Source organism: Flavobacterium tyrosinilyticum, assembly GCF_023656565.1.
GTDB classification, from domain to species: domain Bacteria; phylum Bacteroidota; class Bacteroidia; order Flavobacteriales; family Flavobacteriaceae; genus Flavobacterium; species Flavobacterium tyrosinilyticum.
In genome coordinates this window covers 1569822-1581550 of sequence record NZ_JAMOKG010000002.1, presented here as the reverse complement: position 1 = coordinate 1581550, position 11729 = coordinate 1569822, and the positions used below count along the sequence as shown (strand labels likewise).

Annotated in this window: 9 protein-coding genes, 2 tRNA genes and 2 rRNA genes; 11 read left to right on the top strand and 2 right to left on the bottom strand. The window is 33.0% G+C overall.

The annotated features are described in order from the left end of the window. The 6 genes from NCC77_RS14755 to NCC77_RS14730 all read left to right on the top strand — a co-directional run. Positions 1–120 (top strand): 23S ribosomal RNA (locus NCC77_RS14755); the annotation flags it as partial. Positions 121–302: 182 nt separating this feature from the next. After that, positions 303–412, top strand: a 5S ribosomal RNA gene (gene rrf / locus NCC77_RS14750). A gap of 68 nt (positions 413–480) precedes the next feature. Further along, a tRNA-Phe gene (locus NCC77_RS14745) sits at positions 481–553 on the top strand. 6 nt (positions 554–559) lie between these two features. Continuing rightward, positions 560–645: transfer RNA gene (locus NCC77_RS14740), tRNA-Leu, on the top strand. A gap of 252 nt (positions 646–897) precedes the next feature. Beyond that, complete coding sequence (locus tag NCC77_RS14735) at positions 898–1260, top strand: DUF1569 domain-containing protein (protein WP_432442324.1); 363 nt, start codon at positions 898–900, stop codon at positions 1258–1260. A gap of 14 nt (positions 1261–1274) precedes the next feature. Continuing rightward, on the top strand, positions 1275–1709 hold the full coding sequence (locus NCC77_RS14730) for a nuclear transport factor 2 family protein (protein ID WP_250836249.1): 435 nt from the start codon (positions 1275–1277) through the stop codon (positions 1707–1709). On the opposite strand, the gene NCC77_RS14725 is transcribed toward NCC77_RS14730, so the two are convergent. Both NCC77_RS14725 and NCC77_RS14720 read right to left on the bottom strand, forming a co-directional pair. Then, on the bottom strand, positions 1710–2360 hold the full coding sequence (locus tag NCC77_RS14725; protein ID WP_250836248.1) for an endonuclease III domain-containing protein: 651 nt from the start codon (positions 2358–2360) through the stop codon (positions 1710–1712). Positions 2361–2406: 46 nt separating this feature from the next. Beyond that, complete coding sequence (locus NCC77_RS14720) at positions 2407–3273, bottom strand: alpha/beta hydrolase (RefSeq protein ID WP_250836247.1); 867 nt, start codon at positions 3271–3273, stop codon at positions 2407–2409. A gap of 115 nt (positions 3274–3388) precedes the next feature. Between NCC77_RS14720 and NCC77_RS14715 the strand changes: the two genes are divergently transcribed. The 5 genes from NCC77_RS14715 (at position 3389) to NCC77_RS14695 (ending at position 11574) form a co-directional block, all read left to right on the top strand. Next, complete coding sequence (locus tag NCC77_RS14715; protein WP_250836264.1) at positions 3389–4816, top strand: glycogen synthase; 1428 nt, start codon at positions 3389–3391, stop codon at positions 4814–4816. Beyond that, positions 4806–6086 carry a glucose-1-phosphate adenylyltransferase gene (locus NCC77_RS14710; RefSeq protein WP_250836246.1) on the top strand — a complete coding sequence of 427 codons (1281 nt, stop codon included), beginning with the start codon at positions 4806–4808 and terminating at the stop codon, positions 6084–6086. The genes NCC77_RS14715 and NCC77_RS14710 overlap by 11 nt, the downstream gene beginning before the upstream one ends. Positions 6087–6183: 97 nt before the next feature. Next, on the top strand, positions 6184–8088 hold the full coding sequence (gene glgB / locus NCC77_RS14705) for a 1,4-alpha-glucan branching protein GlgB (RefSeq protein WP_250836245.1): 1905 nt from the start codon (positions 6184–6186) through the stop codon (positions 8086–8088). Between the two features lie 192 nt (positions 8089–8280). Further along, positions 8281–10680, top strand: a complete 2400-nt coding sequence (locus NCC77_RS14700; RefSeq protein ID WP_250836244.1) for a glycoside hydrolase family 31 protein — start codon at positions 8281–8283, stop codon at positions 10678–10680. Between the two features lie 84 nt (positions 10681–10764). Further along, positions 10765–11574 (top strand): M48 family metallopeptidase, encoded by an 810-nt coding sequence (locus NCC77_RS14695; protein ID WP_250836243.1) that lies wholly within the window; start codon positions 10765–10767, stop codon positions 11572–11574. Positions 11575–11729 lie beyond the last annotated feature (155 nt).

Genomic DNA, 11729 nt, shown 5'->3' with positions numbered 1-11729 from the left:
ACCCACCACAAGATGAGATTTCTTTTAAGGATCGTGGAAGATGACCACGTTGATAGGCTACAGATGTAAAGGCAGTAATGTCATAGTCGAGTAGTACTAATAATCCGTAAGCTTATGCACAAACTTTTCCCGAGCCGCAAGGCTCGGGAGGAAACTTTCTAAAAAATCATATTTGTTTCTTTATCTCAGTATGTTAAAATATTATTCTAATTATTAATTGCAAATTGCCACCCGAGGCGATAGCCGAACGGAGCGAAGCTAATTATTAATTGGAAAGATTGCCCAAAGCAATTGTAACTTCTTAAGGTGGTTATTGCGGCGGGGCTCACCTCTTCCCATCCCGAACAGAGAAGTTAAGCCCGCCTGCGCAGATGGTACTGCAGTTTTGTGGGAGAGTATGTCGTCGCCTTTCTTTTGAAAACCCCGTTTCTAAATGGGGTTTTTTATTCTAACTTTTACTTATAGAAATATAAGTAATACGGTACCTTAGCTCAGATGGTAGAGCAATGGACTGAAAATCCATGTGTCCCTGGTTCGATCCCTGGAGGTACCACATCATGCTCGGATGGTGAAATTGGTAGACACGCTGGACTTAAAATCCAGTGAACAGCAATGTTCGTGCGGGTTCAAGTCCCGCTCTGAGTACTAAAACTTCAATTAGCTTTTGTTAATTGAAGTTTTTTTTTGATCCAAACTGAAATTGTTTTTCTTTTTACCAGTATGCTAAAATATTAAACTTAAAAAGCTGTTTTAGTCAGAAATTTTATATTTTTACTTCTATATTTAACTGTAAATCTCATTTTCAGCTATGCAAAATGTTTTCCTTAAAGAAGATTGTGATCAATTTGTTGCTAGATTAATGAACTTAAAATAGATTCTCTGCCGCTTTGGGGAAAAATGTCTGTTGATCAAATGCTGGCTCATTGTAATGTTACATATGAAATGGTTTATGATAATATTCATTCAAAACCAAATGCTTTCATAAAACTTCTATTAAAGCTATTGGCTAAAAATAAAGTGGTAAGTGAAACTCCTTATCCAAGAAGCCTTGGTACAGCTCCGCAATTTATTATTAAAGGCAATCGTGACTTTGAGCTAGAAAAAAGCAGACTAATTTCTTATATTCAAAAAACGCAAGAGCTAGGACAAAAAGAATTTGAAGGAAAAGAATCTCTCTCTTTTGGCAAGCTGTCTTCTAAAGAGTGGAATAATATGTTCGCAAAACATTTGGATCATCATTTATCTCAATTTGGTGTTTAAATAATTTTATAGTTATGAGAATTTATACTATTATGTTTTTTCTTCTTTTAGGATTATCTTCTAATGCTCAAAAACAAGAAGTTCAAAAATGCATTGAATCTTTTTTTGAAGGATTCCACCAGAGAGATTCAACAAAGATCAAATTGGTTTGTTCGAATAAAATGATATTGCAGTCTATTAGCGAAAGCACTGTGAAAGGAAATAAATTATCTGATGAAAGTGCAAAAGAGTTTTATAAATCTATTGCATCTATTCCTTCAAACATGAAATTCCAAGAAAAAATATTGAGTTATACTATTCAGATTGATGGAACAATGGCGCATGTTTGGACACCTTATGAATTTTATTTAAATGATAAATTCAGTCATTCCGGTGTAAATGCTTTTACTTTATTTAAAGAAAAAGATTCGTGGAAGATTATCTATTTGATTGATACAAGAAGAAAATAATTAATTTTTAAGGATTTCGGTGTTGTAGTATAAGCAAATATCAGTTAAAAGACATTCAGGGCATTTAGGTTTAGGTCTGCAGATTTCGCGACCTAGAAATGAAACTGCCATCCCTATTTCTGACCAAATATCTTTCGGTAAAGCCTGCATTAAATCTTTTTCTACTTTATTACCATCTTTAGATTCTTTAATTATTCCAATTCTTGGCGCAACTCTTATTACGTGTAAGTCTGCAATAATTCCTTCAGCTGGTTGGCCTGTTTCTCTCAAAATCACATTTGCAGATTTTCTTCCAATACCTTTCAATGCAGTTAATCCTGACATGGTTAAAGGAATATTGTCATCTTCTTTTATGGTTTTTGCAATATCCAAAAGCCATTGCGCTTTAGTTCCGTGATTTCGTACTTTAGTGATATAAGGCGAAAAAGTTTCTAAATCAGTTTTTGACAGACTTTTTAGCGTTGGGAATTTTTCAAATAAAGCTGGTGCAATTGAGTTGATATTGGCATCAGAATCTTGAGCAGACAAAACAACCATAACTAATAACTGATATGGATTTTGATAATCTAGTGGATGTTTTTTGTTTTTATACTTTTTTAAAATTGGTTTTAATTTAGTTTCCCAATCTAATGTTTCTCCAAATAAATCCATTTTCTAATTTTCTTTAATCTTGATATTTAAATAGTTATCTATAAAGTTAATTGATTTTAATGAATTCTAGAATTTTTTTGATAACATTTTGATTTCCAAGTATTTTCCTGTGGCCTAATCCATCGGTTAAAAATAAAGATCCATTTTTAAGATTTTCATAAATATGCTTTCCCGCTTTTACGGATACCTCGGGATCATCATTATCATGTATAACCAAAACAGGAATATTGATTTTTTGAGCTGCTCGATAGGCTGAAAAATCATCCATTATTACTTGATATTTACTTTCAAAAGAATCTCTCAAATGATTGCTAATTTCTTTTCGCAAACCCAGTTTAGAAGTGAATTCATCTAAAATATCCTGAATAATATCGCCACTTCCAATAATCACAGCTTTTTCTGCTTTAAATCCATCTTTAATTGCATTTAGAACTGACATTCCGCCTAAAGAATGACCAATTGCAATTTCAAAAGGACCAAATTGTTTTTCTATTTCTAAGATAGAAGCTATAAACTCCGACATTATTGTTGTTTTTCCTTTTGATTTTCCATGTGCAGGAGCGTCAAAACTAACTGTTGAATAACCTTGGTTCAAAAGTTCATCAGCAATTTTAAAGAGTTGCGTTCCTCTTCCAGACCAGCCATGTACCAATAAAACTTTGCGTTCACTTTGCCCGTATGCATATGTAACAATACGTTTATCAATTGAAGGGACATAGATTAATTCTTGAATGCTTTTAGCATCCATTTCTAATTCTCTTTTTGGAACTTTATGCTTGATAGGAGTTGTAAAAATCTTTGCAGCAAATTTTGTAACTAGTTTTGTGGATATAAAAGCACAAATTTTCGCAGATATTATAATAATCTTAGGAATTTTTAATGATTTAGTAGGATTAATTGCCTTTTTTGCCATTTCAATAAAACTTATTTAAAAGAAGGATTTTGCTTGTTTTTTTGCTAAATTTAAAAAACATAAAAGTAGTATATAAATGATTGCTTCTTATGATAATCCTAAATTAATTTCTGAAATGGAAATATTTCATATTAGTGCCGAATGTTATCCTGTAGCAAAGGTTGGCGGATTAGGCGATGTAGTGGGTGCATTGCCAAAATATCAACAAGCTGCTGGCCATTCTGTTAGAGTTGTAATTCCTTGTTATGACACAAAGTTTAAAAAGGAAAATGATTTTGAATGTGTTCATTGGGGTACAGTTGAATTAGGGAATTTTAGTTTTCCGTTTAGTGTTTTAAAAGAAAAAACAGATAAGTTAGGTTTTGAATTATATCTAATAGAAATTAATGAATTATTTAATCGTCCGAATATTTATGGTTACGAAGATGATATCGAAAGATTTTTATCTTTTCAGATTGCCACATTGGATTGGATTATAGCGCGCAATAAAACGCCAGATGTTATTAATTGTCATGATCATCATACAGGCATTATTCCATTTTTACTTCAGTTTTCTTATAAATATGAAAGTTTAAAAAATGTAAAAACACTTATAACGATTCATAATGGCTTATATCAAGGCTGGTTTGGTTTTGATAAATTATATTATCTGCCAAAATTTGATTTAAGACATGTTGGTTTTTTAGAATGGAGCAATTCTATCAACTCTTTAGCAGTTGCCATTAAATGCGCCAATGCTGTAACTACAGTATCTCCAAGCTATTTAAATGAAATTAATATTTCTGCAAATGGCTTAGAATCTCTATTTAATTCTGTAAGAAATAAATCTAAAGGAATTTTAAACGGAATTGATATTGAAGTCTGGAACCCGATGAAAGATCAAATGATTGAGGAGAATTATTCGATTGATGATTTTGAAGCTGGAAAAAGAAAGAATAAAGAGAAACTGTGCGAACAATTTGAGCTAGATCCGTCAAAACCATTATTTAGCTTTATTGGTAGATTGTTTGAAGAAAAAGGAGGTGATTTACTTCCGCATGCTGCTGCTTTGGCTTTATCTGAACATTTTGAGGAAATTAACATCTTGATTTTAGGTTCAGGAAATTCAGAAATTGAAACGCAGTTGACTCAATTGCGAAATGATTATAAAGGAAATTACAATATTTTTATAGGTTATAATGAAGATTTAGCGCATTTGATTTATGCCGGTTCAGATTATATTTTGATGCCTTCTAGGGTAGAACCTTGTGGATTAAATCAGATGTATGCGATGCGTTACGGAACAATTCCGATTGTTAGAAGAACTGGAGGGTTAAGAGATACGGTTGTTGATTTTGGAGATGAAGGAAATGGCGTTTGTCATGATCAGGCTTCTGTAGCCGACATATGCTATTCAATAAATCGTGCTATTAGGTTGTATGAAGATGAAATAAATTTCAATAAAGTTTTAAAAAGAGGAATGTCAGCAGATCATTCCTGGGAAAGAGTTTGCCAAGAATATATCGAAATATACAACTTAATAATTCAGCAAAATGAAATTTAAAAAGAAAAATGTAGTTGCCATTATTTTAGGAGGTGGACAAGGTTCACGTTTATTTCCATTAACAGAAACAAGATCGAAACCTGCAGTTCCGATTGGAGGAAAATATCGTTTGGTCGACATTCCGATTTCTAATTGTATCAATTCTGATATTTTTAAAATATTTGTTTTGACGCAATTTAACTCCGCCTCTCTAAATGCTCACATTAAAAACACTTTTAATTTTAGTATTTTAAGCCAGTCCTTTGTAGATATTTTGGCAGCAGAACAGACTCCAGATAATCCCACTTGGTTTCAAGGAACAGCTGATGCCGTAAGACAATGTATGTCACATTTCTTGAAACATGATTTTGACCATGCTTTAATTCTTTCGGGTGATCAATTATATCAAATGGATTTTAACGAAATGCTTGAAGCGCATATTGCTGCTGATGCTGAAATCTCTATTGCAACGTTGCCTGTAAATGCTAAAGACGCTCCCGAATTTGGAATTTTAAAAACCAATCATGAAAGCGTAATCGAAGCTTTTATTGAAAAACCACATCCATCGCTATTGCCTGAATGGGAATCGGAGGTGAGCGAACAAATGCAGGAAAAAGGTAAAAAATACCTTGCCTCAATGGGAATTTATATTTTTAATAAATCTTTGCTGCAGGAGCTAATGGCTGACCAAGAAACAAAAGATTTTGGTAAAGAAATTATTCCGCAATCGGTTGGAAAACATAAAATATTAAGTTATCAATATGAAGGTTATTGGACAGATATCGGAAATATAGAATCATTTTTCGAAGCTAATATTGGCTTAACAGCAGATATTCCAGAATTTAATTTATTCGATAACGAAAATAAAATTTTCACTAGGCCAAGATTATTGCCTCCGTCTAAATTTAGAAATTCAATAATCAACCAATCTTTAATTTCTGAGGGATGTATTATTAATGCCAGAGAGATTAAAAGTTCTGTTATAGGTATTCGTTCTCGAATTGGCGAAGGAACTGTTTTACAGAATTGCTACGTTATGGGAAACGATTTTTATCAAGATCTTGAAGAATTGAACCATGAAAGCAGTATCAATAAAATACATGTTGGAATAGGCGAAAACTGCTTTATTAAAAATGCTTTGGTTGATAAAAATGTGCGTATTGGAAACAATGTTCATATTAGCGGAGGTAAACATTTAGATAATTTTACTAACGAATTGTACAGCATTAAAGATGGAATTGTCGTAGTCAAAAAAGGAGTTACGCTTGTTGACAATTTTAGAATTGAATAAAGACTGAAAATTCCAATATAAAAATGCCAAATTCCAATTTTTAAACTCCAAAATCTAAATTTCAAATTCGAAAATAATTATCTTCTAAACCAGCCATATGACTAAAGTAATCCCACATTCTCTTTTTACTGACTTTGACATAGATTTATTCAAGGCGGGAAAACACTTCAGATTATATGAAAAACTTGGAGCTCACTTAATTGAAGTCGATGGAGTAAAAGGTGTTTATTTTGCTGTTTGGGCTCCAACGGCTCATTCTGTTTCAGTTGTTGGAGACTTTAATTATTGGACACAGGGCGAACATGTTTTAAACGTTCGCTGGGATTCTTCTGGAATCTGGGAAGGTTTTATTCCTGATGTCTCAAAAGGGGCGCTTTACAAATACAAGATTCAATCTAGCATAAATGGCGTAATTACCGAAAAAGCCGATCCATTTGCTCGTTATTGCGAAAAACCGCCTCATACTGCATCTGTAGTTTGGGATCTGGATTATAAATGGAAAGATGATAATTGGATACAAAATCGTCAAGATTATAATGCTTTAGATAAACCATATTCTGTTTACGAAGTGCATTTGGGGTCTTGGAGACGAGGAGAACATAATCGTTTTTTGACTTATCTTGAACTTGCCGATGATTTGGTAAAATATGTAAAAGAAACCGGTTTTACGCATGTCGAGTTTATGCCAGTTATGGAGTATCCTTATGATCCTTCTTGGGGTTATCAGCTTACAGGATATTTTGCGCCAACTTCCCGTTTTGGAAAACCACAAGATTTTATGGTTCTGGTTGATCGATTGCATCAAGAGGGAATTGGAGTGATTTTAGACTGGGTTCCGTCACATTTTCCTGATGATGCACATGGTTTAGGGTATTTTGACGGCTCTCATTTATACGAGCATCCAGATCGAAGAAAAGGATATCACCCAGATTGGAAAAGTTTAGTTTTTAATTATGGAAGAAACGAAGTTCGAGCTTTTCTAATAAGTAATGCTGTTTTTTGGCTTCAAAATTATCATATCGACGGACTTCGTGTTGACGCTGTCGCTTCAATGCTATATCTCGATTATTCTCGAAAAGATGGCGAATGGGAAGCTAATATTTATGGCGGAAGAGAAAATCTAGATTCTATTAGCTTTCTTAAAGAATTTAATGAAGTAATCTATTCTAATTTTGATGGTGTTCAAACTATTGCTGAAGAAAGCACTTCATTTCCTATGGTTTCAAGACCAACATCTGTTGGAGGTTTAGGTTTTGGAATGAAATGGATGATGGGTTGGATGCATGACACTTTAAAGTATTTTCAAAAAGAAACCGTTTATAGAAAATACCATCAGAATGAATTGACTTTTTCGATGACATATGCTTTTACTGAAAATTTCATGCTTCCATTTTCTCATGACGAAGTAGTATATGGCAAAAATTCTCTTACTTATAAAATGCCTGGCGACGAATGGCAGTGCTTTGCAAATTTGAGATTATTATACGGGTATATGTTTACGCATCCAGGAACAAAACTTTTGTTTATGGGAGCTGAGTTTGGTCAGACAAGTGAGTGGAATTTTGAACAAAGTTTAGATTGGCATTTGCTTCAGTATGATTTTCATTCTGGAATAAAATGTTTGATTACCGATTTAAATCAATTGTACAAATCACAGCCAGCATTATACGAAAAACAATTTGTAGGAGATGGTTTTGAATGGATTAATTACTCAGATCATCAAAATGCTATTTTATCTTATATTAGAAAAGGAAATAATCCAGATGAAAATGTTATTGTTGTCTGCAATTTTACTCAAGTCGTTCGCGAAAATTATAGAATTGGTATTCCTAAAAAAGGCAACTTAAAAGAGATTTTTAATACTGATGCCAAAATATATGGAGGAAGCGGTATAGAAAGTGCTAAACCATTAAAAATAGAATCAATTTTGTATGATGGCCGAGATTTTTCTGCAGAATTGATTTTGCCTCCTTTGAGTGTTACAGTATATACTTTAAATTAAGTAAAAATCTTGAAATAAGATTTTGTCATTATATCGTTTCAAAATTATCAAATTGTTGATTTTTTGTTTGGTAATTTGAAGCTCATTCAGAAAAAACGTTTTCGTGAATAAACCTTTTATTCATAGAGCGTTACGAACTTTTTTTGTATGTTTGAGTAGAAGGAAAATGTTATAAATTAATTCATTGGAGATATGATTACAAACACATCATTAGAATACAAAGGCGATTTATATCCATCAAAAATTGTCTCTTATGAACATGAAGGAGATTCTATTTTCTTTAATACGGATAACAAAGTAATTTTAAAAGTAACTATTCTTCGTGATAGTTTAATCCGATTTCGTTTTACTACAAAAGGCTATTTCAGCAATGATTTTTCTTATGCCATTGATAAAACACAGCTACATGGCTATAACTTTTTGGAGGTTACAGAAGAAGAAACATACTTTCAGATTAGAACTAGTAAAGTAAAATGCAAAATACAGAAAGCAGATCTTCGTCTTTCCATTTACGATTTAAATGATTTTCTGATTCTTGAAGATGAACTTGGTTTTCATTGGGAAGAAAGCTATGAATATGGCGGGAATATCGTAAAAATGAGTAAATATGCTAAAGACGGTGAATGTTATTATGGTTTAGGCGATAAGGCCACTCAAATGAATCTGAAAGGCAAAAGAGTAGAGAATTTTGCCACAGATCAATATGCTTACCAGAAAGATCAAGAACCTTTATACAAAGTAGTTCCGTTTTATATTGGACTTCATAATAAACAATCTTACGGTATATTTTTCGATAATACTTTCAGAACCTTTTTTGATTTTTGTCAAGAAAGAAGAAATGTGACTAGTTTCTGGGCTGAAGGGGGAGAAATGAATTACTATTTTGTTTATGGTCCTCAAATGCAGGATGTTGTTACTACTTATACCGACTTAACAGGTAAGCCAGAATTACCGCCGCTTTGGGTTTTAGGGTATCATCAATGTAAATGGAGTTATTATCCTGAAAATAAAGTCAAAGAAATTACATCAAAATTTAGGAAACTTCAAATTCCTTGTGATGCCATTTATCTGGATATAGATTATATGGATGGTTTTAGATGTTTTACTTGGAATAAAAACTATTTTCCAGATCCCAAAAGAATGGTTTCTGAATTGGCAGAAGATGGTTTTAAAACCATAGTAATTATTGATCCAGGAATTAAAATTGATAAAGATTACTGGGTTTATAAAGAAGCTTTAGAAAAAGATTATTTCTGTAAAAGGGCAGACGGACCTTATATGAAAGGAAAAGTTTGGCCAGGAGAATGTAACTTTCCAGATTATACAAATCCCGCAGTTAGAGAATGGTGGGCTGGTTTATTTAAAGAATTAATTGCAGATATAGGTGTAAAAGGAGTTTGGAATGATATGAATGAACCGGCAGTTATGGAGGTTCCGAATAAAACTTTTCCAATGGATGTTCGCCATATTTATGATGGAAATCCTTGTAGCCATAGAAAAGCTCACAATATCTACGGAACACAAATGGCAAGGGCAACCTACCATGGAGTAAAACGATTTGCTTATCCAAAGCGCCCTTTTGTAATAACAAGATCGGCTTATGCGGGAGCACAGCGTTACACATCGTCATGGACAGGTGATAACGTAGCAACTTGGGAACATTTGTGGATTGCAAATATTCAAGTTCAGAGATTATCTATTTCAGGAATGGGATTTACAGGTTCTGATATTGGAGGTTTTGCAGAACAACCTACAGGCGAGCTTTACGCACGTTGGATTCAATTAGGAGTTTTTCATCCTTTTTGCAGAACGCATTCTTCTGGAGATCACGGAAATCAAGAGCCATGGGCTTTTGATGAAGAAGTAATCAATATTACCAGAAAATTTGTGAGTCTTCGTTATCAATTATTGCCTTACTTATATACCATGTTTTGGCAATATATTGAAGAAGGAGTTCCGATGTTAAAACCTTTAGTTTATTATGACCAAGATGATATACAGACACATTATCGCAACGATGAATTCATCTTTGGAAATCAGATTTTAGTATGTCCTATACTTGAACCTAATGCTGTAGGTAGACGTATGTATATTCCTAGAGGAGAATGGTATAACTATTGGACAAATGAATTGTTTATAGGCGGTAAAGAGATCTGGATTGATACAAAATTTGATGAGATTCCAGTGTTTGTAAAAGCAGGTGCTATTATTCCAAAATACCCCGTTCAGCAATATGTTGGCGAATTAGAATTTGATGAATTAACTCTTGATGTTTATTACAAAAATGGTAAAGAGCAGTCAGCGGTTTATGAAGATGCTCAAGATGGCTACGATTATAAAAAAGGGCGCTACAGCTATTTGTCATTGCGAAATATCGGAAAAGAAAAAGAACTTATTATTCAGCTTCACAAAGAAGGAAAATATATAACTCCTTATTCTAAATACAAGATCAGCCTTATTGGATTGCCTTTTAAAGTGGCGGAAATTGAAATTGACAATGAAAAAATCGAATTTGATAAAATTAATTTCGAGCAAAATAATTTCTTAATAATTGATAAAGAGTTTAATGAGCTCCATATAATCGGCGAATAGTTAAATTTTGATATTTTTTTTACTTAATATGTAAAATATTTTATCTTTTTTAATCGTATTTTTGTTATAAAAATAGCTCGAATTATGAAAAAATATGTGTTTTTAGGGATTTTTGGAGCACTTGTAATAGCTTGTGCAACAAATCCAATTACAGGTAAACAAAATTTGAATTTTGTTTCGAATAGTGAATTATTTCCATCTTCTTTTCAGCAGTATAGCCAGTTTTTAACAGAGAACAAAGTAATTACAGGAACAGCAGATGCAAAACTTGTAGAAACGGTAGGATATAAGATAAAGGCAGCTGCAGAAAAATATTTGAATTATTTAGGTCAAACGCAATACTTAAAAGACTATCGTTGGGAGTATAAACTAGTTGATAATAAGGAAGTAAATGCATGGTGTCTTCCTGGTGGTAAAATTGTAATTTATTCTGGAATTCTACCGATAACACAAAATGAATCTGGTTTAGCAACTGTAATGGGGCACGAAGTCTCTCATGCCTTGGCGAATCATGGAGCACAAAGAATGTCTGCTGCGCAATTACAGCAAATAGGAGGAGCGGCTTTGGGAGCTGCAACAAGCGGAAAATCTGAAGCAACGCAACAAATATTTGCACAGGCGTATGGAATTGGTTCTGAAGTTGGAGTAATGCTTCCTTTTAGTAGAGGCAATGAAAGTGAAGCAGATAAAATTGGTTTGACATTAATGGCAATTGCAGGTTATAATCCAGACGATGCTGTAGCATTCTGGAGCAGAATGGCTGCTAAATCTGGGGGCTCAGGTACACCAGAATTTATGAGCACACACCCTTCTGATGCTACGAGAATTGCAAACATCAAAGCTTTGATTCCAGAAGCTAAAGCAATTGCGTTGAAAGTTGGAACTATAAAATAAACTTTTAGTACACATACGTACACAAAATATTCTTTAAAAGCCACTCGTTTCCGAATGGCTTTTTTTATTTAGTAAGTTTATAATTTAATAATGTACGATTTCAATAATTTCCGTTTGATTATCATAAAAAATAGATAAATTCGTAGCCTATTTAA

Coding starts and splice junctions, on each gene's coding strand:
- glgB (WP_250836245.1), top strand. CDS start 6,184: ATGACTAAAGTAATCCCACATTCTCTTTTTACTGACTTTGACATAGAT.
- NCC77_RS14730 (WP_250836249.1), top strand. CDS start 1,275: ATGAGAATTTATACTATTATGTTTTTTCTTCTTTTAGGATTATCTTCT.
- NCC77_RS14725 (WP_250836248.1), bottom strand. CDS start 2,360: ATGGATTTATTTGGAGAAACATTAGATTGGGAAACTAAATTAAAACCA.
- NCC77_RS14720 (WP_250836247.1), bottom strand. CDS start 3,273: ATGGCAAAAAAGGCAATTAATCCTACTAAATCATTAAAAATTCCTAAG.
- NCC77_RS14735 (WP_432442324.1), top strand. CDS start 898: ATGTCTGTTGATCAAATGCTGGCTCATTGTAATGTTACATATGAAATG.
- NCC77_RS14695 (WP_250836243.1), top strand. CDS start 10,765: ATGAAAAAATATGTGTTTTTAGGGATTTTTGGAGCACTTGTAATAGCT.
- NCC77_RS14700 (WP_250836244.1), top strand. CDS start 8,281: ATGATTACAAACACATCATTAGAATACAAAGGCGATTTATATCCATCA.
- NCC77_RS14715 (WP_250836264.1), top strand. CDS start 3,389: ATGGAAATATTTCATATTAGTGCCGAATGTTATCCTGTAGCAAAGGTT.
- NCC77_RS14710 (WP_250836246.1), top strand. CDS start 4,806: ATGAAATTTAAAAAGAAAAATGTAGTTGCCATTATTTTAGGAGGTGGA.